Source organism: Nonomuraea recticatena (genome assembly GCF_039533245.1).
In the GTDB taxonomy this organism is placed as follows: domain Bacteria; phylum Actinomycetota; class Actinomycetes; order Streptosporangiales; family Streptosporangiaceae; genus Nonomuraea; species Nonomuraea roseola.
On the sequence record NZ_BAAATE010000005.1, the window covers coordinates 313,649 to 333,832 of the forward strand.

Sequence of the window (20,184 nt, forward strand, 5' to 3'; positions counted from 1 at the left end):
TTACCGCCGGGGTAGGGGTTTGGTCGTGAAGGAGAAAGTCAGGCTGGCAGGGCCGGTCGACCTCGCCGACAAGCTCGAGAAGAGCAGGGCGATGGATCGGCCGATCAGAGTGCTGGCCAAAGCCGTACGGGAGAAGATCGGGCCGGGCAGGCTCCGCGACTGGTTGCACGGGGTGCCCACCGGCAAACCGCTGCACCCGCCACTGGCCACGGTCACACTCGGCTGCTGGGTGTCGGTCGCCGTGCTCGACCTCATGAACACCGATCCGAAGGCGGCGAAGGCGCTTCTGGCCGCAGGGGTGGCGGGCGCCGTGCCGACGGCGGCAGCGGGGCTCACCGACTGGTCGTCACTCCACCGCGAGCAACAGCGGGTGGGCTTCGTCCACATGGTCACCAACCTCACCGCCCTCAGCCTGTTCTCCGGCTCGTTGCTGCTCCGCATGGCCGGACGGCAGGGCGGCGGCAAGGCGCTGTCCATGCTGGGCCTCGGCGCCGCGACGGTCGGCGGCTACCTCGGCGGCCACATGGCCTACCGGCAGGCGGCGGGCGCCAACCACGCCGAGCAGGTCGCCCACCTGGTGCCGCTCGGCTGGCACGATCTGTGCCCGATCAAGGACCTGCCCGAGGGGCGTCCCGTGACCCGCAGGCTCGGTTACATCCAGCTCTTCGTGCTCAGGCACGGCGGCGGCGTGAGCGTGCTCGCCGACCGCTGCTCGCACCTGGCCGGCCCGCTGCACCAGGGACGACTGGTGATCGAGAACGGCGAGCCCTGCGTGGTCTGCCCGTGGCACGGCAGCACGTTCAGGATCGCCGACGGCAGCGTCAAGCACGGCCCCGCCACCGCGCCGGCCCCCACCTTCGAGACCCGCGTACGGCGCGACGGCACCATCCAGGTGCGGCCTTTGACCTGACTACGGCTCGACTTCCGCGGTCGTTTAGCGAGCGGCCACACCGTTCCAGGCTCGTCGCCGAGGGCGTCCTGGCCAGGGCGCTGGTCAGCGACCCCCCGGTCACCCGAGTCGGAAGCTCGGATTCTGGGGTGACCCGGAGATCGTGGAGGAGGAGCTCGACGGGCGGGGCCTCGTTCCGGACCGGGCACGAGGGGGTTACCGACACCGTCGAGCGGGCTTCGCTCAGGACCGGACACAAGGGGGTCACCGACACCTTCGAGTGGGCCTCGTTCCGGACCGGGCACAAGGTGGTCACCGACACCGTCGAGCGGCTGACAGGACGGCCCGCGAGGTCACCGCGGGAGTGCGAGGCCGATCAGGAGGCGGACTTCCGCTGACCCGCGGGGCGGGGCTGATCGGCCGGGTGTTCGACCAGAGCGAGGATCCGGCTGGACATGAAGCGCGCGGTGCGTACGGCCGTGCCGCTTCGTGTCACCTCGCTGACTTCTACCAGGCCGCGCCGGTTGGCCACTTCGACCCGCCGTCCGGCTTTCGTGGCGATCACTTCGTAGGTTCGCGGAGTGCCTCCCGCGTCGATCACGATCTCGACCCGATCACCCTTCATACCATGATTTATACCCATTGAGCTGTGGATTTATCCGTACACCAGTTTGATTATCGCGGCGATCCCGACGCAGACGATGAAGCCGCGCAGGATCGGAGCGGGCAGCCTGCGTCCCACCTTCGCGCCCAGGAAACCGCCCAGCGTGGCGCCGAGAGCCACCATCAGCACCGCCCACCAGTCGATGGGCGCGATGATCACGAACAGCACGGCGGCGGTGGCGTTGACGATGAGCGACAGCACGTTCTTGGCGGCGTTGACGCGCTGCAGGCCGTCGTCGAGGAAGCTGCCGAGCAGGCCGATGAGCAGCACACCCTGGGCGGCGCCGAAGTAGCCGCCGTAGATGCCCGCGCCGAACACGCCGAGCCACAGCCAGGGGCCGCCGTCGGGGTGGGCGTCCTGCCTGCGCGCGGCCAGCCAGCCGTTCAGCTTCGGCTGGACCACGACCAGCACGCAGGCGACCGCGATCAGGATCGGCACCACGATCTGGAACACGTCGGGGTCGAGCACCAGCAGGAGCAGTCCGCCCAGCAGGGAGCCGAGCGCCGACCCCATGCCCATCCTGACGAGGCGGTCACGCTGGCCCTTGAGCTCGGCGCGGTAACCGTACGCGCCGGTGAAGGAGCCGGGGACCAGGCCGATGTTGTTGGAGACGTTGGCGGTCACGGGGTCGACGCCTACGGCCACCAGAGTGGGGAAGGTGATCAGCGAGCCCGACCCGACGACCGCGTTGATGGCCCCTGCTGCGACTCCGGCCGCGCAGACCGCGACCGCCTCCCACGGCGTCAAGACCCGCCCCTTTCGTATTCCGTATGCACTGTGGCCCGAGCCTAGAGCCAGCTCCTCCCCTGCTCGTCCCCGGGGTGGCCGCGGAGCTCTCGGAAGGAAGCACAGACGGCGGAGCTCCCCAAGAGGGCGGGGGAGGCCGGGATGGGAGGCGTGCCGGGACTCCCGGAAGCGCACGAAGGAAACGCGAGCCGGCGGGAGACCTGCCGGGGACTCTCAGAAGCGCGTGGAGGGAGCGTGAGCCGGGTGGAGGACGCGGGCGGGAGGGAAGGCGGGCCAGAGAGTCGGGTCAGATCTCCTTGCCATTGCCGCCGTCCTTGTCACCTCCGAACAGGCCGCCGAGGTTCTCCAGCACCCGCCCCATCTCCGACGGCACGATCCACAGCTTGTTCGCGTCGCCCTTGGCCAGCTCGGGCAGCATCTGCAGGTACTGGTAGGCCAGCAGCCGCTGGTCGGGGTTGCCCTCGTGGATGGCTTTGAACACCATCCCGATCGCGTCGGCCTGCCCCTTGGCCCGCATGGCCGCCGCCTCCGCCTCGGCCTGGGCGCGCAGCACCGCCGCCTCTGCCTCTCCCCTCGCCCGCAGCACCGCCGCCGTCTTCTCCCCCTCGGCGGTCAGGATCGCCGCCTGCTTCTCCCCCTCGGCCGTGAGCACGGCGGCGCGCTTGTCGCGGTCGGCCCGCATCTGCTTCTCCATCGAGTCCTGGATGGAGGCGGGCGGGTCGATGGCCTTCAGCTCGACGCGGTTGACCCTGATCCCCCACTTGCCGGTGGCCTCGTCCAGCACGCCGCGCAGCTCGGTGTTGATCTCCTCGCGCGAGGTCAGCGTGCGCTCCAGGTCCATGCCGCCGACCACGTTGCGCAGGGTGGTCACCGTCAGCTGCTCGACGCCGACCAGGAAGTTGGCGATCTCGTAGGTGGCCGCCTTCGGATTGGTCACCTGGAAGTAGATGACGGTGTCGATGGAGACCACCAGGTTGTCGGAGGTGATGACCGGCTGAGGGGGGAACGACACGACCTGCTCACGCAGGTCGATCATCTCTTTGATGCGGTCGATGAACGGCACGACGAGGTTCAGCCCCGGCGTCAGCGTGCGGTGGTAGCGCCCGAGCCGCTCGATGATGGCCGCGGTGGCCTGAGGGATGATCCGGATGGTCCTCGCCAGGGCGAACCCCACCACAGCGACCACGACAAGAGCGACGATCAGCTGTTCGGTGCCCATGGCAACACTCCGCGAGTCGAAAGGTCCCGACCACGAAGATGATATTTGGTTTTACCTTTTGAGAGCCGTGAATCGCTATTGAGGCCTGGCGTACCAGCGTCCCTGACCGTTGCGTTCGAGGAGCAGCGGCATCCCGAACGTGCGCGAGAGATTGTCGGCCGTCATCACGTCCTCGATCGGCCCCTGGGCGACGGCCGAGCCGTGGCGCAGCAGCAGGGCGTGGGTGAAGCCGTTGGGGACCTCCTCCACGTGGTGCGTGACCAGCACCATGGTGGGCGAGCGGTGGTCGTAGGCGAGCGTCGACAGCCGCCGCACCAGGTCTTCCCGCCCGCCGAGGTCGAGGCCCGCCGCGGGCTCGTCGAGCAGGAGCAGCTCCGGGTCGGGCATGAGCGCCCTGGCGATCTGCACCCGCTTACGCTCGCCCTCGGACAGGGTGCCGAAGCGCCGCCTGATCAGGTGGGCGACGCCCATCATGTCGATCAGCTCGACCGCCCTGGTGACGTCGTGGGAGTCGTACTCCTCGGTCCATCGGCCGAGGATCGCGTAGGACGCGGTCAGCACCAGGTCGATGACCTTCTCGTCCTGCGGCACCTTCTCGGCCAGCGCGGAGCTGGCCAGGCCGATGCGCGGACGCAGGTCGAACACGTCGGTCTGGCCTATCCGTTCGCCGAGCACCTCGACCACGCCCTCGCTGGGGAACAGCAACGTGGCGGCGACCTGCAGCAGCGTCGTCTTTCCCGCGCCGTTGGGCCCGATCACGACCCAGCGCTCGTCCTCGTTGACCTCCCAGTCGATGCCGCGTATCAGGGCCGCCCCATCACGCCGGACGCCGACGTCCTGGAGCCGCAGCACCTGACCACCCATCGCTGATCCCTCCCTATGCAACGCTCGGGACAAACCTATTGCAGGGCGAGCGCATATCGTGGACCGGTGCGCGCTGAATCGCCTATCTCACCGCCGCTCGTCGCGTGGGGCAACGCCTGGCTGTCAGGTCACGTCGGCCTGGACGAGGCAGTCGACCAGGTCGAGAAGCTGTCGGGCCCCGCTCTTGTGGGGTCGCTACCGCTGCGGAGGTACCTCGCCGAACTCAGGGTCGACGGGCTCAGCGAGTTGCGCCTCGCGCTGCCCGCTCCAGGAGATCCGCTCGGCCTGTCGGGGCCGCCCGCGTTCAACGCGGCCGCGCTGGAAGCGGGGGAGGCGGTGATCGCGGTGCTCGGCGACCGGACTCTCGGGCTGCTGCCCTCCCCCGATGTGCGGGGCTCGTCCTACGCGGGGGTGCTGTTCGCGGTGCACGAGTCGGGGCCGCCGAGGGCCGACCTGCCGTCGCTGGCGGAGGCCGAGCGCGAGCTGACCACCTCGATGCTGGCGGCCACCGAGGCGCTGGCCGAGGTCGGAGGGCCGCTGCAGGGCCATCCGGGACGGCTCGAGCGCGTGAACGGCGCGCTGGCTCCCGGCTATCCGGCGCGCGCGCACCGCGTGTCGGCGCTGGCCTCCAGGCTGTCGGCCGCGCTGCTGGCGGCCGACGACCGCGGTCTCACCGCGAGCCAGATCGCGACCAGGTCGGTCGCGCTGCGCACCCTCGACTCCGCCGTCCGCCGCGCGCTGGTCTCCGCCCACCACGCGATCTTCGAGCCGCGCTGAGCCGTACGGCAGGCCCCCACGGCCCCACCCCCGTCACCGGCCGCCCTCCCTCCAGGGAGACGCTCCTCGAGCTCGCGCGGCCGGGCGCCGTGACGCGGCACGCGTCACGGCGAGGGCGAGTCGAAGCGCCAGATCCTGATGCGTTTGTCCTTGCCCGCCGACACCAGGGCGGGCGAGTCCCCCACCGTGGCGACGGCGACCGAGTACACCCCGCCCTTGTGCGCCTTGACCTTGCCGCCGAGGGCCTTCCTGGTCTCGGGGTCCCACAGGCGGATCGTGCCGTCGGTGCTGCCCGAGGCCAGCACCGCCTTCCCGCCGACCGACCCGAACGACAGCGAGTAGACGTTGCTGGTGTGCCCCGACATGGCCTTGCCGACCGAGCGCCCGGTCTTCGGGTCCCAGAGGCGGACCTTCTCGTCCTTGCCGCCCGACGCCACCACGGCCTTGCCGTCGACCTGCCCGACCGCGACCGAGAACACCGCCTTGCTGTGCCCCTTGTAGGGCTTGCCGTACGCCTTGCGCCTGGACAGGTCCCACACTCGCAGCGTCTCGTCCTCGCTGGCCGAGACCACCACGGGACGGTCGCCGACGCGGCCGACGCTCAGCCAGTTGATGTCCCTGTCGTGCGCCTTGACCGAGCCGAGTTGCCTGCGCTTCTTCAGGTCCCAGAAGCGCAGCATGCCGTCGCCGTCGCCGGTCACCGCGACGTACTTGCCGCCCACCTTGCCGACGGCGACGGCGAAGACCGCGATCGGGTGCCTGCCGAGGACCGTCCCCTTGCGGGTCTTCAGGTTCCACAGGCGCACGGTGTGGTCGTAGCCGCCGGTCACGGCCATCGGCGTGCTGCCGACGGTCATGCAGGCGACCGCGTAGACGTCGTTGTCGTGGCCGCGCAGCTTGGCGACCGTGGTGCGCTTGACCGGGTCCCAGATCCGCAGCACGCCGTCCTGACCACCGGACACGAACCGCTGAGCGCCGCCGACCCTGATCCCGGACAGCGACTGGATCGCCTTGCTGTGACCGGCCATCGACTTGCCTTCCTGCTCGCCCACAACCGGTAGCAGGGCCTCCTGGGGCGGCGCGGTCGGCGTGGCCGTCGGGAAGGGCGACCCGCTCGGCTGTGGCGAGCCGGAGACCGAGGGGGAGACAGAGGCCGAGACTGACGGGGAGACGGGAGCCGAGGGCGTGGCCGTCGGCGAGAGCGAGGCGGCGTCGCCCGCGAGCGTGGTCCGCGTGGGGTCCTGCCCGTCCTCGAAGGCTCTCGGGGCGAAGATCAGCACACCCGCCGCGAGGGCCAGGGCCAGCAGCAGCGCGCCGCCGACCATGCCGGCCCTGCGCCGCCGCGCCTTGTCCTCCGCCCGCTTCTCCTCGGGCCTGGTCTCCCTGAAGAACGCGTCGTTGTCGTTGTCGCGCGGCGCCCTCGGGGGCGGGTAGGCGCCCAGCGAGTACTGGCCCTGCCCGCCGTACGGACGGCCCGCACCCGCGTCGGAGCGCCCCGCCCCGTCAGGGGAGGCGGACGGGAGAGGCGCCGCCCCCAGGGGCACGGCCCCCTGCGCGCCCGGGCCGTGCGGGGCCGAGGCGTGCGGGGCCGAGGCGTGCGGGAGTGGCGACTGCGGGGGCTGAGACTGCGGAGACGGCTGCTGGGGCGGCACGTGGCCCTGGGGCGACCGGTACGGCTGCGCGGGGGCCTGCGGCGGGATGTAGGCGTTCGCGGGCATCCCCGAGGGGCTGACCCACCCGCTCGGCTGCGACTCCGAGGGACTTGCCCATCCCCCAGGGTTCGACCTGCCGGGGTTCGGGAGGGGCGGCGAGGAGGGTCCTGCCCAGCGGTTCTGGCCGGAGTCGGCGGGGTCGGCCCAGCCGTCCGGCAGCGAGTCGAGCACGCCCGGCGGCCGCTCGTCGACCGACGCCACCTGCGAGCCCGTGCTCATCGCCACCTCGGCGTCGAGCTCGGCCACCGCGCCCTGGTTCTCCAGCAGCGAGAACAGCGCCTCGGCCGCCGAGGGCCGCTCCTCTGCCCGCTTGCTCAGGCAGGCCTGCACGAGCGGCCGCAGGCTGTCGGGGAAGGCCGACAGGTCGGGTTCGTCGTTGATGACCCTGTAGATGACCGCGGGGAGGCTGTCCTGGCCGAACGCGGGCGCCCCTGTGGCCGCGAACGTCATGGTCAGCGCCCAGCTGAACAGGTCGCTCGCGGGGCCGACGCGCTCGCCCGAGATCTGCTCGGGCGACATGTAGGCGGGTGTCCCCACGACCCCGCTGCTGAGCGTCATCGAGGAGTCGAGCGCCCTGGCGATGCCGAAGTCGATCACGCGGGGGCCGTCGGGGCCCAGCAGCACGTTGCTCGGCTTGAAGTCGCGGTGCACGATGCCTGCGCGGTGGATGGCGGCCAGTGCGGTGACCGTCCCCACGGCCAGCCGGTAGAGGGCCCCGCCCGAGCGGGGGCCGTCGGTCTGCACCACGCGCTGGAGCGAGACGCCCTCGACCAGCTCGCTGACGATGTACGGCAGCTCGCCGTCCATGTTGGCGCCGAGCACCTGCGCGGTGCAGAACTGCGCGACCCGCCGTGCGGCCGCCACCTCCCGCATGAAGCGTTCGGCGTCGATGCCCGGCTTGTCCAGCCTGGTGTTCAGCAGCTTGATCGCGACCAGTTCCCCGTCAGGGCCCTGGGCCTTGTAGACGATCCCCTGCGCGCCTTTGCCCAGCCGTCCGAGCAACCGGTACTGGCCCAGCTCAGCCGGGTCCCCGGGCTGTAACGGGTGCTTGTCCGGCACCTGCAGTCTCCCCCTCGTGCGATTCCCCCGCCGCAAGAGTGACCGGCCCAGCGCAAGGCACGCAAGCAACGCGATATCACGATAGATCATCACTCTTTGCGGAATCTTTACCCTAGGCATAATCGACTAGAGAATGGGGGATTTCCAGTTCCGTTAGGGGGAGCCGCACCATGCGCCGACAGTTCGGCATGTTCTTGGGCCTTGGCCTGATCACACCACTGGTCCCGCTGGCCGCCGCAGCGCCGGCCGTGGCGGCGGTCGCACCCGCGACGACCAGCCCCGTGGTGGCCGCCACCACGAAGGACCCGTTCTCCAAGTTCAAGGTGAGCGTCAAGTACACGAAGGCCACCAAGCGCGGCGGCAAGATCACGTATTACATCAAGGCCAAGAATCTCGGGCCCTATGACGCCGATTACTTCGGGGTGGGCGGCTTCCTGCCCAAGGGGGTCGTGCCGACGCTGAAGTGGGGCGGGCCCAAGGGCACCAAGTGCGTGTGGCAGGGCCAGATCTTCCTGTGCATGCCGAGGTACCAGGTGCCCGTCGGCGGCACCACCTGGCTGAACTTCCAGCTGACGCTGAAGAAGAACACCAAGGGCCTGGCCAAGGCCAAGGTCGGCGTGGTCGCCTACGACCTGCCCACCGGTGCGGAGAACCTCGACCAGGAGGAGCTCGGCCGCCTCGGGCTCAAGGGCCACCTGTTCATGAAGAACACCGCGACGAAGATCGTCTGGCCGCAGAAGCGCCGTACGGGCAGCACCTACACGCCCCCGCCGCCCCCTCCGCAGCCCAAGTGGAACCCGCCGTCGAACACCTACGTCGAGCGGAACGAGAAGAAGGACACCTGATCGGCACCGCCTGACCCTCAGCCCCGGCACCACCCGGTGCGGGGCTGAGGTGGGTACACCCTCTCACCTGCGGGCTTCGCCGCGTGCGGCTTCGAGAAAGCGGGTGACCAGCGGGTTCCCCTCTCCCTCACGCCAGCACATCGCGACGGCGGTGCGCGCGGTGTCCGGGTCGATCCTGCGGTGGACCACGCCGCTGAGCCTGATCCTGCGAATGCTCGCGGGAGCGAGGGAGACGCCGAGCCCCGCCTCGACGAGCGCCGAGACCGTCTGCCACTCCACCGCGTGCTGGCCGACGCGCGGCTCGAACCCCGCCTCGCGGCACACCTCCAGGATGCGATCGTGGACGGTCGGCCCCGCGGCGCGGGGCAGCAGCACGAACGGCTCCTCCGCCAGCGCGGCGACGGGCACGACGCGCTGAGCCGCGAGGCGATGGCCTGCCGGCAGCACGGCGACGAACCGCTCGGCCAGGATCGGCTCCATCGCCAGGCCCTGTTCGCCCGGCGGCTCCCGCAGGAGCCCCACGTCGATCGCGTGCTCGCGCAGCGCGGCCACCTGCGGCGCCGTCGTCATCTCACGGATGTCCATCTCCACCTCGGGATGGCGCTCGCGGTAGGCCCGCAGGATCCCAGGCAGGACGGTCAGCGCGAGCGAGGCCGCGAACCCGATCCTGATGCGACCGGCCAGCCCGTCGCCGATGCGCCGCGCCGCTCGCAGCCCGCCCGCGACCTCGTCCAGCGCGTGCAGGGCGGCGGGCAGGAGCTCCTGCCCCGCGGGCGTCAGGACGACGCCGCCCGATCCCCGGTCGAACAGGGCGTGCCCGACCTTCTGCTCCAGCCGCCTGATCTGCTGGCTGAGCGGGGGCTGGGCGATGCCCAGCCGTTCGGCGGCCCTTCCGAAGTGCAGCTCCTCTGCCAGGACGGCGAAGGCGTACAGCTGTTGGAGCGCGAGTTCGGGCCGATCCATACGCCTAGAGATATCACGCCATACGAAATCATGTATTAGACGTATAACCGCAGGCCGTCTAGCTTCGCCTCATGACAGAGCGACGTGCGATCCTGAGCGGCTCCACCTTCGAGGAGGAGATCGGCTACGCCAGGGCGGTCGTGGACGGTGACTGGGTCCACGTGTCGGGAACCACCGGCTTCGACTACGCGGCGATGACGATCTCCGACGACGTGGTCGAGCAGGCTGAGCAGTGCCTGCGCACCATCGGCGCGGCCCTGGCGGAGGCGGGCAGCTCGTTCGCCGACGTCGTGAGGGTGCGGTACCTGCTGCCTGACAGGGCGGACTTCGAGCCCTGCTGGCCTGTCCTGCGCCGCCGCTTCGGCGAGATCCGTCCGGCCGCCACGATGCTCGTGTGCGACCTGGCCGACCCCCGCATGAAGATCGAGATCGAGGTGTACGCCCGCCGCCCCGCGACCGGCTGACGGCGCCCCTCCGGTCCGCGCGGCCGTGCCCGCAGGGCGGGGCGACTCCGGAAGACCCGGGGCTCAGCCCAGGCCGTGGCGGACGGCGTAGAGGGCGGCCTGGGTGCGGTCCTGGACGCCCAGCTTCATCAGCACGTTCGACACGTGGGTCTTCACGGTCTTCTCCGCCACGGAGAGGTCCCTGGCGATCTCCTTGTTCGACCGCCCCGCCGCGATCAGCCTCAGCACCTCTCGCTCCCTGTCCGTCAGCGGCACCGGCGGGGCCTCGGCGGTCAGCATCGCCGAGGCCGCCTCCTGCGCCAGCAGCACCTGCCCGCCGTGCACCGCACGCACCGCCTGCACCAGCGCGTTGGGGTCGACGTCCTTGTAGAGGAAGCCCGCGGCGCCGGCCCGCATCGCCGGCCCCACGTCGGACCTGTCGCTCACCGAGGTCAGCACCAGCACCCTGGTCGGGCCGCCGTTCAGCCGCTCCAGCGCGCCGAGCCCGTCGAGCACCGGCATCTTGAGGTCGAGCAGCAGCACGTCGGGTCGCAGCTTCTCCACCAGGGCGACCGCCTCCGCGCCGTCCCCGGCCTCGCCGACGACCGTGATGTCGTCCTGCAGGTCGAGGAAGGTCCGCAGGCCCTGCCGTACGACCGGGTGATCGTCGGCGATCAGCACCTGGATCACACGCCCACCTCCATGCGCACCGTCGTCCCCTTGCCCGGCTGGGAGGAGACGGTCACCGCGCCGCCGACCGCCTCGGCGCGGTCGGCCATCGACACCAGCCCGAGCCCCCGCCCCTGCCCCGCGTCGTCGAAACCGACGCCTTCGTCGCGCACCACGAGCACCAGCTTGCCCGACGTGTGCGTGAGCCGCACCGAGACGCGCCCCGCGTCGGAGTGGCGCAGCGCGTTGTGCAGCGCCTCCTGCGCCACCCGCAGGACCGCGACCTCCACCTCGGAGGGTACGGCCGGCAGCTCGTCGCCCTCGAAGACCACCTCGCACGGCTGCAGCCTGTCGAGCAGCCGCACGTGCTTGCGGAGCGTCTCTGCCAGCCCGTGCCTGTCGAGCTCGGCGGGACGGAGCTCCACGATCACCGCGCGCAGCTCGGCCAGCGCCTCTCCGGCCAGGCGCTGCACGCGCTCGAGCTCGACGGCGGCCCTGGAGGGGTCCACCTGCAGCAGCGAGTTGGCGGCCTGCGCGGTCAGCCGCAGCGAGAACAGCTTCTGGGTGACGGCGTCGTGCAGCTCGCGCGCCATCCTGTTGCGCTCCTCGAGCATGGCCAGCTCACGCCCCCTCTCGTAGAGGCGGGCGTTGGTCAGCGCGAGCGCGGCGTGCGCGGCGAACATCGTCAGCAGCTTCTCGTCCTCCTCGGTGAACCCGCCGGGCACCTTCTTGTTGGCCAGGAAGATGATGCCGAGCACCTGCTCGCCGTCGAGGATGGGCACGCCGAGGAAGTCGTGCATGACGGGGTGCGCCTTCGGCCAGTACTCGAAGCGGGGGTCCTTCGGCAGGTCGGGCAGGCGGACGGGGACCCCCTCGCGGAGCATCGCGCCGAGCATGCCATGCTGGCGGGGCAGCGGCCCGATGGCGTCCCACTGCTTGTCGGTGATGCCCTCGGCGACGAACTCGCCGAACGAGCCGTCCTCGTCGGGCACGCCGAGCGCCGCGTATCTGGCGTTGAGCAGCTGCTGGGCCGAGCGGACGATGACCTGCAGGACCTCGCGCACCGACAGGTGACGCGTGACGGCCAGGACGGCCGAACTCACCGCGCGCAGGATGTCGGATTCGGGGCTCACGAGCCTCAGCCTACGGTCCTAGGCCGAAGTGCCCACCACGGCCTCGGTCGCCGGCCCGATGCCACGAGGCACCGCGCTTTCTACCGTCGAGCCATGACGAACACCGCACTCATCACCGGCGCATCCCGTGGACTGGGCCTGGCATTGGCCCGATCACTGTCAGGCGCGGGCTGGGAGCTCGTCCTGACGGCCAGGGGCGCCGACGAGCTGGAGAAGGCCGCGGCCGAACTCGGAGCCACGGCCATCGCGGGTGACGTGGCGGACCCCGTGCACCGGGCCAGGCTGGCCCGCGCGGCGCCCGAGCTGGACCTGCTGGTCAACAACGCCAGCGACCTGGGCGCCACCCCGCTGCCGCCGCTGGCCGACTACCCGCTCGACACCTTCGCCGCCTTGCTCGCGACCAACGTGACCGCGCCGCTCGGGCTGACGCAGGAGACCCTGCCCGCGCTCCGCCGCCGCCGAGGGGCGGTGGTCAACATCACCTCGGACGCCGCCACCGGCGCCTACGAGGGCTGGGGAGGGTACGGCGCGACGAAGGCCGCCCTGGACCAGCTGTCGAACGTCCTGGCCGTCGAGGAGCCCGACGTGGCGGTCTGGTGGGTCGATCCGGGCGAGATGAACACCCGCATGCTCGCCGACGCGGTAGGCGCCGCCGAGGCCGCGGAGGCGACCGACCCCGCCGCCGTCGCCACCGCGCTGCACGACCTCATCAGGAGCCGCCCCGCGAGCGGGCGGGTGAGCCTGCAATGAGCGTGAGCACGTTCGTGCTGCCGGACTCGCTCTCGGCGCACGAGCCACCCGAGGCGAGGGGCGTGGCCCGCGACGCCGTACGGCTGCTGGTGTCCGACGCCGAGAGCGACTCCCACCGCACCTTCGCCGACCTGCCCTCGCTGCTGTCCCCCGGCGACCTGATCGTGGTCAACAACTCCGCCACCCTGCCCGCCGCCGTCAGGCTCGACAGGCTGTCGGTCCACTTCTCCACCGCCCGCGAGGACGGCACCTGGCTGGTGGAGCTGCGCCGTCCGACGCTGGAGCCGTACGCGGGCGGCGCCGAGGGCGAGTGGCTGCCCCTGCCGGGGGGCGCGACGCTGCGGCTGCTGTCGAGGGAGACGCCGCGTCTGTGGCGAGCCTCTCTCGACCGCGACGTGGAGAGCTACCTGATGAGGTACGGCGTGCCGATCCGCTACCCCTACGTCGACCGTGACTGGCCGCTGGCCGACTACCAGACGGTGTTCGCCACGGTGCGCGGCAGCGCGGAGATGCCGAGCGCGGGACGACCCTTCACCGCCTCGCTGGTGACCGAGCTGGTCTCCCGCGGCATCAGGATCGCGCCGATCACCCTGCACACAGGGGTCGCCTCCCCCGAGAAGGACGAGCCTCCCTACGCGGAGCGCTTCGCCGTCCCCGAGGCGACCGCCCGGCTGGTCAACCTCACCCGCTCGGAGGGCGGCAGGGTCGTCGCCTCTGGCACGACCGTCGTCCGCGCACTGGAGACGGCGGTGGACGCCGAGGGCCAGGTACGTGCCGCCTCGGGCTGGACCACGCACATCGTGACGCCCGCTCTCGGGGTGAAGGCGGTCACCGGGATCATCACGGGACTGCACGAGCCGCGCTCCAGCCACCTGATGATGCTCACGGCCATCGCGGGCGAGCGAACGGTGGCCAGGTCCTATGACGCGGCGCTGCGAGAGGGCTACCTATGGCATGAATTCGGCGACTCGCATCTCCTCGTTTCCAATAAAAGGTAGATCTTTGCTGGTCAAACGTGATAAAAAGCTCCGGTCTTAAAACGGGGGCTCATTACTTTTGGGCATCCTCGCTCCCCTTCCTCATCGGAGACGTAAATGCGCCGCATCGCTTCTTTCATGCTCGCTGCCCCGGTGGCGGGCGCCCTGGTCTTCAGTGCCGCCCCGGTCTCCGCCGCACCGGCCGCGCCGGTCGCCGCGTCGGCCGTGAAGAGCGCCGAAGACCCCTTCTCCGTCTTCGACGTCAAGCTCACCGCCACCAAGAAGGCCAAGGCCGGCGGCAAGGTGCGCTACTCGATCACGGCGGTCAACACCGGCCCCCACGAGGCGACCGGAGGCACCTGGTTCGTCGGCGGGCTCTTCCCCAAGGGCGTCGACCTGAAGAAGATCAGCTACAGGACCAGTGTCGAAGGCACCCAGTGCGAGCTGATCAAGCGTGACCTGTTCTGCGTGCTGCCCGCCACGGTGAAGAAGGGCGAGTCCGTCGCCATGGTCTTCGACGCGCGGCTGACCAAGAGCGCCAAGGGAACGCAGAAGGCCATCCTCGGCGTCGTGTCCTACAACGTCCAGACCGGCATGGAGAACCTCAGCAAGGAGGAGCTCGACAGGCTCGGCGTCCCCGGCTTCGGCTTCGTCAAGCAGGCCTCCACGAAGGTCGTCCGCTGACGCGGACTTCTTGAGGCGCCCGCTCTCGCGGTGACGAGAGCGGGCGTTTCGCCGTCTCGCCCCCTGTTCACGCGGAGGCGGCGAGGGCCGGGCGGAGCGCGGGAAGACGGCCGGTGGCGGAGGCCACCGCCGCCTCGGCCAGGTCGGCGAGCTCCCTGCGGCTCGAGGCGGTGACCGGCGGCAGCACGGTGACCTCGACCACCAGCCGCCGCACCGCGATCACCCTGAGAAGGGACGCCACGAGCGTGTCGTCCCCGACGTACGCGGGGGCGGTGGTACGGGGTCCCGAGGACTCCCTGTAGACCAGGGCGACCGGAGTGACGCGCGCGCCCGCGTCCAGCGCGGCCTGGAACACGGCGGGCTTGAAGGTCCCGCTGCCGCGGCCGCACCAGGTCGTGCCCTCGGGGAAGGCGGCGACGCTCTCACCCGACCGCAGGACGTCGGCGATGCTCGCCACCGCGCCCGGCAGCCCGTGCAGCGAGTCACGGGCGATGGGAAGCGCCCCGGCTCCACCGGCCAGGCCACGCACGACCGGCCACGAACCGACCTCGCGCTTGGCAACCAGCCTGCACGGCATCGTCGCGGCGACCACCAGCGGGTCGAGCCAGGAGATGTGGTTGGCGACGACCAGCCGCGCCTCGGGCTCAGGCGCTTCGGGACCGGGGGCTCCCGAAGAGGCGGCGCCCGCGGCGCCCGCGAAGAACGCGAACCCCTGCCGCACCTCCACCCTGACCCCGAGCGCCCTGAGCAGCGCCCTGGACCACAGCGCCGTGACGCGCCGCCGCGCCGTACCCCAGGTCAGACGGGCCACGAGGACGCCCGCCAGCACCACCAGCACGGCGGCCAGCGCCCGCAGCGCCCTGCGGAGCGGGCCCGCCGCGCGCATGGGCACGTCCACGCACCTGGCGGTGGTGCAGGGCGAGGAGGGGAACCACGGGCTCATGCGGACGCCCCGAGGAAGTGACGCAGGTAGCGCCGGTCGACCTGGGCCATCGACAGCAGCACCAGGAAGTCGGCGCAGCCGAAGGCCGCGTCGTGAGCGGGCTCGCCGCAGATCCACGCGCCCAGCCTGAGGTAGCCGCGCAACAGCGGCGGCATCGAGAAAGCGTGGGAGGGGTCCGGTTCCACGTCCACCCACGGGGCCAGCGGCTTGACGCGGTACTCCGCAGGCCCGAACGGCACCCGCTCCACGATGGGCGCGGCGTCGGCCAGGGGCACCGAGCAGCAGCCCGCCAGCCAGCCGTATCCGCCCTCGCTCATGTACCTGGCGATGCCCGCCCACATCAGCCCGATGACCGCGCCCCTGCGGTGGTCGGGATGCACGCACGACCTGCCCACCTCGACGAGATCGGAGCGGAGCGGATCGAGCGCCGAGGCGTCGAACTCGGTGTCGGAGTAGAGCCGGTCCTTGCGCCCCGGAGGCAGCAGCCTGTAGGTGCCGACCACCTCGTCGCCCGCGCGGACGAGCAGGTGGTCGCAGTAGGCGTCGAAGGAGTCGGCGTCCAGTCCTGTGACGGGCGAGTCGAGCCGCGCGCCGAGCTCCTCGGCGAACACGCGGTAGCGCAGGCGCTGCGCGGCCTGCAGATCGGCGGGCGTGCGGGCCAGTCCCACGGTGTAGCGGTGCATGGTCCTATGAAGGCAGCCCATGATGGCCACACGCCCAAGGTCAGTCGTCCGAATGGTGAACCTCGACGCCGACCACCGTGCCGGTGCCAGTAGCGTGACCGGTGTGGACCAGCGCACGCTCCTGATCACCTTCACCGGGCCTGACCGCCCTGGCGTCACCTCGCGGCTCTTCTCCGTGCTGGCGACCTTCCCCGTGACCGTGGCCGACATCGAGCAGGTCGTCATCCGCGGCCGCCTCACGCTCGGCGTCCTCGTCGCCTACACCGGAGGCCCCTCCACGGGCACCGGAGGCACGATCGGCGCCCTGTGGACCGCCGTCGAGCGGGTGGCCGAAGACCTCGGCATGGAGGTCGACCTCGCCACCGGCTCCATGACCAAGGAGAAGCGCCGCCGCGGACGCCTGTCCGTGAGCGTGCTGGGCACCGCCCTGTCGCCCGCCGCGATCGGCGGGATCGCCGGGCGCATCGCCGCGGCCGGAGCGAACATCGACCGCATCGACCGCATCGCCCAGTGGCCCGTGACCTGCATCGAGCTGTCGGTCTCCGGCGCGGACCCCGACGCGCTGAGGGTGGAGCTGGCCGCCGAGGCCGCCGCCCAGCAGGTCGACGTGGCCGTGCAGCGCACCGGCCTGTCACGCAGGGCCAAGCGCCTGATCGTCATGGACGTCGACTCCACGCTGATCCAGGGCGAGGTCATCGAGCTGCTCGCGGCCCACGCCGGCTGCCTCGACGAGGTGGCCAAGGTCACCGAGGAGGCCATGCGCGGCGAGCTCGACTTCGCCGAGTCGCTGCGCCGCAGGGTCAAGCTGCTGGAGGGCCTCCCGCAGGAGATCTTCGCGAAGGTCCGCGACGAGGTCGTGCTCACCCCCGGCGCCCGCACTCTGGTGCGCACGCTCAAACGCCTCGACTACAAGTTCGCGATCGTCAGCGGCGGCTTCACCCAGATCACCGACGCCCTGGTGACCGACCTCGGCATCGACTACTCGGCCGCCAACACCCTGGAGGTCGTCGACGGCAAGCTGACCGGCAGGGTCGTCGGCGAGATCGTCGACCGTCCGGGCAAGGCCCGCGCCCTCGAAAGGTTCGCCCGCGAGGCGGGCATCCCCATCAGCCAGACCGTCGCCATCGGCGACGGCGCCAACGACCTCGACATGATCGCCACCGCGGGCCTGGGCGTGGCCTTCAACGCCAAACCCGTCGTACGGCAGGCCGCCGACACCGCCGTCAACACCCCTTACCTCGACTCGATCCTCTACCTGCTCGGCATCTCCCGTGACGAGATCGAGGCCGCGGACGCCGAGGACTCCTTCATCGCGTGACGTCATCGGTCAGGCGCAGCGCGTCGGCGGTCAGCGTGCGCAGCGCGGGATGCGCGGCGACCGCGTGCCGCAGCTCGCGCCTGACCGAGGTCGCCTGCCCGCCTTCGGCCTCCTCGACGAGCGTGTCGACGCGGCTGGCCATGTCGGCAAGGCCTGCGTCGAGCTCGTCGGCCTCCGGCGGCGCCTTGTCCTGCCTGACGGCCTCGGCCACCGCCTCCATCCTGTCGGCCACGGCGTCGAGGATGGCCACGGTCGCGTCCGTCCCCTCGGGAGCCCCCCGCATGACGGCCGCCAGCAGGATCGTGTCGTCACGCAGCCTGCGGGCGTCGGTGACGGCCTGCCTCAGTTCCTCGGGCGCCTGACCCCCGGGCTCCTTCTCCAGCGTGTCGAGCGACTCCGACAGCTTCTCCGCCGCCTGCCCGGCCGCCTCCGTGCGGTCGGGCAGCCTGTCGAGGTCGCGGTCCACGAGCGTCCGCACCATGCGCGCGTGCTCGCGCAGCAGGTCGACCACCAGGTCGCACACCTTGCCCGCCTCGCCCCTCGGCCACAGCAGCCGCGCGGCCAGCACCGCGAGCACCCCGCCCGCCACGGTGAGCGCCACCCTGGCGCCCGCCGCGTTCCAGTTCAGCTGGATGGAGAAGTCCATCAGCATGAGCGCGAGCGGCGTGGCGAAGGTGGACCAGTAGGCGTAGCTGACCTCGCGCAGCGCGAACCCCAGCGTCGCGAAGATCCACACGACCGCCACCAGCGTGCCCTGCCCCGGCACCGCGGCCAGCAGGAACGCGGCCGCCGTGGAGCCGACGATGGTGCCCGCCACCCTGAGCACTACTCTGTCGAACGTGTCGCCGTAGGTGGGACGCAGGCCGATGAGCACCGTGAAGACCATCCACCTGCCGAAGTGGTCGTGCACGTTGACCAGCAGCGCCATCGAGACGGCCACGGCGACGCCGACCCGCGCCGCGTGCGCGATCCCGCCCTCGAACGAGGGCGTCCGCCAGGTCAGCTGCGGCAGCCTCGCAGGCACCCGCACCCCCTCGGACGAGCGCAGCGCCACCGACCGCACCGCGACCGCGATCCTGTCCATGCACCTGCGCACCTGGCCGAGCAGCGCCATCTGCACAGGTGAGGCCTGACCGCGCAAGGCCGCCACGCGCTCGGCGAAGTCGGCCACCGCGGCCAGCGCGCCGGGCACGGCGACGACGCTCTCCTGCTCCGCCGACTCGCGCAGCGCCCTGGACAGCTTGCCGACCGCCTCGTCCAGCCCCTGCTGCTCCACCCCCGCCTCGATCGTCTGCGCGCGCAGGGAACGCAGAGCGACGCTCTCGTGGAAGATCCTGGCCAGCGTGTCGGCGTACCTGTCGGGCGAGCGGTCGCTCTCCTCCGAGCTGTTGAAGGCCGCGATGGCGGTGGTCGCCGCTTCTAGCGCCCGTGACCCCTCCTCGCGCAGCTCCGTCCACTCCTCCTCCGGTACGGCGAGGCCGTCCAGCATGTCGGCCATGGCCGCCGCGGCCTCCGACAGCGCCCGCTTGAGCGGGTGGAGCCGGCGCAACGGCCACAGCGCGAGGGCCAGCGCGCAGAACAGCACCCCGCCGAGCCCCATCTGCAGCGCGGGCCCGAGCCCGGGCGGCAGCCCCGCGTAGAACCCCGAGATCGCGGCGAGCACCGGCGGGGTCCCGATCACCTTCCACTGCGCGCCCATGGCCGCGACGAGCCCGATGCCCGCCACCGCGACCCACGGGCTCAGCGCCAGCACCGCGCCCACCCAGAAGCCCAGCATCACCAGCGGGACGGCGCGGAACAGCGTCTTGGCCCGCTCTCCGTACGGCTGGCCGTACGTGTCGCCGAACGCGGTGTAGTAGGCGCCCAGGGCGACGATCGCGCCCACGTGCGGAGCTCCTGCCAGCGCGCCGACCCCGAGCGGGAGCGCCACCGCCGTGCCGCACAGCACGCCGTAGGACCACGGCGGCCTGGCCGGCAGCGAGAAGCCGTCGCGCAGCGCGGCGAAAGCCCCCCGCATCTGAATCCCCCCGGTTCAGCTGCTCCATACCGTGCCGATGGCCGCGCCCGCCGGACCCCTACGCGCGGTTCCCACGGTCGCGTCCGCTCGGGCTACGTTGGCTTCGTCCCTCGCTCTCTCCGCCCGAGCTCCTACGCTCCTTTGGGATCCCAGTGCGTGACCAGGCGGCCCTCCCCTGGCCAGAGGTCTACCCAGGGAGAGTCGACCTCCACCACCGCGAACGCGCCAGGACGGAAGGACAGCTCGCCGCCCACCAGGCTGAGCGCCAGCTCCTGCACACCCGGGTTGTGCCCGCACAGCACCAGCGTCTCCACGTCGGGGTCGAGCCTGCGGACCAGCTCGTAGAGCTCTTCGGGGTAGGCCTCGTAGATGTCGCGCTCGTAGCTGGTCTCCACGGTGGGGAAGGCCAGCTCGGCCGTCCTGGTGGTGCGTCGCGCCGGCGAGCACAGGACCAGCTCGGGAGCGAGCCCGAGCGCCTTGATCTCCTCGCCCACGCGGACGGCGTCGCGCTCTCCCCTGTCGGTGAGAGGACGCTCCTTGTCGGCGAGGCCGGGGACGTGGGCGGCTTTGGCGTGCCGCAGCACGATCAGCGTGCGCATCGCTCAGCCTCCGCTCGACGCCCAGATGGCCAGTCCGGCGATCAGCCCGAGGATCGCCAGCATGGCCACCAAGATGATCACCAGCGTCTTGGCGCCGGAGTTTTGAGGCTGCTCTCCCATGCCGTCCAGTCTCCCATCAGGACCCGCCGGGCTCCTTCACGGGCGACGATTCCGACAGCCGACACCCAGCCGGCCCCTGAGAGACCCTTCCCGGCCTTCGACGGATTCC

General features: G+C 71.3%; 20 protein-coding genes. 8 read left to right on the top strand and 12 right to left on the bottom strand.

Going from position 1 to position 20,184, the window contains the following annotated elements; all coding sequences use genetic code 11:
* The first annotated feature begins 25 nt into the window (after positions 1–25).
* Positions 26–910, top strand: coding sequence for a Rieske (2Fe-2S) protein (locus ABFX50_RS13060; protein ID WP_346146183.1), 885 nt, complete (start codon positions 26–28; stop codon positions 908–910).
* A gap of 355 nt (positions 911–1,265) precedes the next feature.
* On the opposite strand, the gene ABFX50_RS13065 is transcribed toward ABFX50_RS13060, so the two are convergent.
* From ABFX50_RS13065 to ABFX50_RS13080, 4 genes are all read right to left on the bottom strand, one after another.
* Positions 1,266–1,514 carry a hypothetical protein gene (locus ABFX50_RS13065; RefSeq protein ID WP_346146185.1) on the bottom strand — a complete coding sequence of 83 codons (249 nt, stop codon included), beginning with the start codon at positions 1,512–1,514 and terminating at the stop codon, positions 1,266–1,268.
* Positions 1,515–1,544: 30 nt separating this feature from the next.
* The gene (locus ABFX50_RS13070) at positions 1,545–2,300 is read right to left on the bottom strand and encodes a sulfite exporter TauE/SafE family protein (protein ID WP_183652234.1); all 756 of its coding nucleotides are present in this window, start codon (positions 2,298–2,300) and stop codon (positions 1,545–1,547) included.
* 286 nt (positions 2,301–2,586) lie between these two features.
* Positions 2,587–3,519, bottom strand: coding sequence for an SPFH domain-containing protein (locus tag ABFX50_RS13075; protein WP_346146188.1), 933 nt, complete (start codon positions 3,517–3,519; stop codon positions 2,587–2,589).
* Positions 3,520–3,594: 75 nt separating this feature from the next.
* Positions 3,595–4,383, bottom strand: coding sequence for an ABC transporter ATP-binding protein (locus ABFX50_RS13080; RefSeq protein ID WP_183652240.1), 789 nt, complete (start codon positions 4,381–4,383; stop codon positions 3,595–3,597).
* Between the two features lie 66 nt (positions 4,384–4,449).
* Here ABFX50_RS13080 and ABFX50_RS13085 point away from each other — a divergent pair, with 66 nt between their 5' ends.
* Positions 4,450–5,160 (top strand): hypothetical protein, encoded by a 711-nt coding sequence (locus ABFX50_RS13085; RefSeq protein WP_346146190.1) that lies wholly within the window; start codon positions 4,450–4,452, stop codon positions 5,158–5,160.
* 104 nt (positions 5,161–5,264) lie between these two features.
* Here the strand turns inward: ABFX50_RS13085 and ABFX50_RS13090 are convergent, their stop codons facing one another.
* Entirely contained in the window at positions 5,265–7,931 is a 2,667-nt protein-coding gene (locus ABFX50_RS13090; protein ID WP_346146192.1) for a protein kinase domain-containing protein, read from the bottom strand.
* Positions 7,932–8,101: 170 nt separating this feature from the next.
* Between ABFX50_RS13090 and ABFX50_RS13095 the strand changes: the two genes are divergently transcribed.
* A complete protein-coding gene (locus ABFX50_RS13095; RefSeq protein WP_346146194.1) occupies positions 8,102–8,776 on the top strand; it encodes a hypothetical protein in 675 nt (224 codons plus the stop codon).
* A 63-nt stretch (positions 8,777–8,839) separates the two neighbouring features.
* Here ABFX50_RS13095 and ABFX50_RS13100 read toward each other — a convergent pair whose 3' ends face one another.
* A complete protein-coding gene (locus tag ABFX50_RS13100; protein WP_346146196.1) occupies positions 8,840–9,739 on the bottom strand; it encodes a LysR family transcriptional regulator in 900 nt (299 codons plus the stop codon).
* Positions 9,740–9,810: 71 nt separating this feature from the next.
* Here ABFX50_RS13100 and ABFX50_RS13105 point away from each other — a divergent pair, with 71 nt between their 5' ends.
* Positions 9,811–10,203 carry a RidA family protein gene (locus ABFX50_RS13105; RefSeq protein ID WP_346146198.1) on the top strand — a complete coding sequence of 131 codons (393 nt, stop codon included), beginning with the start codon at positions 9,811–9,813 and terminating at the stop codon, positions 10,201–10,203.
* A 63-nt stretch (positions 10,204–10,266) separates the two neighbouring features.
* Here ABFX50_RS13105 and ABFX50_RS13110 read toward each other — a convergent pair whose 3' ends face one another.
* Both ABFX50_RS13110 and ABFX50_RS13115 read right to left on the bottom strand, forming a co-directional pair.
* Positions 10,267–10,872 (bottom strand): response regulator, encoded by a 606-nt coding sequence (locus ABFX50_RS13110; RefSeq protein ID WP_312895710.1) that lies wholly within the window; start codon positions 10,870–10,872, stop codon positions 10,267–10,269.
* Positions 10,869–11,984 carry a GAF domain-containing sensor histidine kinase gene (locus ABFX50_RS13115; RefSeq protein WP_346146201.1) on the bottom strand — a complete coding sequence of 372 codons (1,116 nt, stop codon included), beginning with the start codon at positions 11,982–11,984 and terminating at the stop codon, positions 10,869–10,871. Before ABFX50_RS13115 ends, ABFX50_RS13110 begins: the two co-directional genes overlap by 4 nt.
* Before the next feature lie 93 nt (positions 11,985–12,077).
* On the opposite strand from ABFX50_RS13115, the gene ABFX50_RS13120 reads away from it, so the two are divergent.
* The 3 genes from ABFX50_RS13120 (at position 12,078) to ABFX50_RS13130 (ending at position 14,395) form a co-directional block, all read left to right on the top strand.
* Entirely contained in the window at positions 12,078–12,734 is a 657-nt protein-coding gene (locus ABFX50_RS13120) for an SDR family NAD(P)-dependent oxidoreductase (protein ID WP_346146203.1), read from the top strand.
* Positions 12,731–13,732, top strand: a complete 1,002-nt coding sequence (locus ABFX50_RS13125; protein WP_346146205.1) for an S-adenosylmethionine:tRNA ribosyltransferase-isomerase — start codon at positions 12,731–12,733, stop codon at positions 13,730–13,732. Before ABFX50_RS13120 ends, ABFX50_RS13125 begins: the two co-directional genes overlap by 4 nt.
* Before the next feature lie 117 nt (positions 13,733–13,849).
* Positions 13,850–14,395 carry a hypothetical protein gene (locus ABFX50_RS13130; RefSeq protein ID WP_346146207.1) on the top strand — a complete coding sequence of 182 codons (546 nt, stop codon included), beginning with the start codon at positions 13,850–13,852 and terminating at the stop codon, positions 14,393–14,395.
* Positions 14,396–14,462: 67 nt separating this feature from the next.
* Here the strand turns inward: ABFX50_RS13130 and ABFX50_RS13135 are convergent, their stop codons facing one another.
* Together ABFX50_RS13135 and ABFX50_RS13140 are read right to left on the bottom strand one after the other, a co-directional pair.
* Positions 14,463–15,338 carry a lysophospholipid acyltransferase family protein gene (locus ABFX50_RS13135; RefSeq protein WP_346146209.1) on the bottom strand — a complete coding sequence of 292 codons (876 nt, stop codon included), beginning with the start codon at positions 15,336–15,338 and terminating at the stop codon, positions 14,463–14,465.
* Entirely contained in the window at positions 15,335–16,021 is a 687-nt protein-coding gene (locus ABFX50_RS13140) for a GNAT family N-acetyltransferase (protein ID WP_346146211.1), read from the bottom strand. The genes ABFX50_RS13135 and ABFX50_RS13140 overlap by 4 nt, the downstream gene beginning before the upstream one ends.
* Positions 16,022–16,124: 103 nt before the next feature.
* On the opposite strand from ABFX50_RS13140, the gene serB reads away from it, so the two are divergent.
* A complete protein-coding gene (gene serB, locus ABFX50_RS13145) occupies positions 16,125–17,339 on the top strand; it encodes a phosphoserine phosphatase SerB (RefSeq protein ID WP_346126966.1) in 1,215 nt (404 codons plus the stop codon).
* Here serB and ABFX50_RS13150 read toward each other — a convergent pair.
* A complete protein-coding gene (locus tag ABFX50_RS13150; protein WP_346146213.1) occupies positions 17,329–19,356 on the bottom strand; it encodes an FUSC family protein in 2,028 nt (675 codons plus the stop codon). The two genes, serB and ABFX50_RS13150, sit on opposite strands and share 11 nt — an antisense overlap.
* Positions 19,357–19,487: 131 nt before the next feature.
* Complete coding sequence (locus tag ABFX50_RS13155) at positions 19,488–19,955, bottom strand: SixA phosphatase family protein (protein ID WP_346126969.1); 468 nt, start codon at positions 19,953–19,955, stop codon at positions 19,488–19,490.
* Positions 19,956–20,184 lie beyond the last annotated feature (229 nt).

Coding starts and splice junctions, on each gene's coding strand:
- ABFX50_RS13065 (WP_346146185.1), bottom strand. CDS start 1,514: ATGAAGGGTGATCGGGTCGAGATCGTGATCGACGCGGGAGGCACTCCG.
- ABFX50_RS13075 (WP_346146188.1), bottom strand. CDS start 3,519: ATGGGCACCGAACAGCTGATCGTCGCTCTTGTCGTGGTCGCTGTGGTG.
- ABFX50_RS13080 (WP_183652240.1), bottom strand. CDS start 4,383: ATGGGTGGTCAGGTGCTGCGGCTCCAGGACGTCGGCGTCCGGCGTGAT.
- ABFX50_RS13095 (WP_346146194.1), top strand. CDS start 8,102: ATGCGCCGACAGTTCGGCATGTTCTTGGGCCTTGGCCTGATCACACCA.
- ABFX50_RS13100 (WP_346146196.1), bottom strand. CDS start 9,739: ATGGATCGGCCCGAACTCGCGCTCCAACAGCTGTACGCCTTCGCCGTC.
- ABFX50_RS13105 (WP_346146198.1), top strand. CDS start 9,811: ATGACAGAGCGACGTGCGATCCTGAGCGGCTCCACCTTCGAGGAGGAG.
- ABFX50_RS13120 (WP_346146203.1), top strand. CDS start 12,078: ATGACGAACACCGCACTCATCACCGGCGCATCCCGTGGACTGGGCCTG.
- ABFX50_RS13125 (WP_346146205.1), top strand. CDS start 12,731: ATGAGCGTGAGCACGTTCGTGCTGCCGGACTCGCTCTCGGCGCACGAG.
- ABFX50_RS13130 (WP_346146207.1), top strand. CDS start 13,850: ATGCTCGCTGCCCCGGTGGCGGGCGCCCTGGTCTTCAGTGCCGCCCCG.
- ABFX50_RS13135 (WP_346146209.1), bottom strand. CDS start 15,338: ATGAGCCCGTGGTTCCCCTCCTCGCCCTGCACCACCGCCAGGTGCGTG.
- ABFX50_RS13140 (WP_346146211.1), bottom strand. CDS start 16,021: ATGCACCGCTACACCGTGGGACTGGCCCGCACGCCCGCCGATCTGCAG.
- ABFX50_RS13150 (WP_346146213.1), bottom strand. CDS start 19,356: ATGCGGGGGGCTTTCGCCGCGCTGCGCGACGGCTTCTCGCTGCCGGCC.
- ABFX50_RS13155 (WP_346126969.1), bottom strand. CDS start 19,955: ATGCGCACGCTGATCGTGCTGCGGCACGCCAAAGCCGCCCACGTCCCC.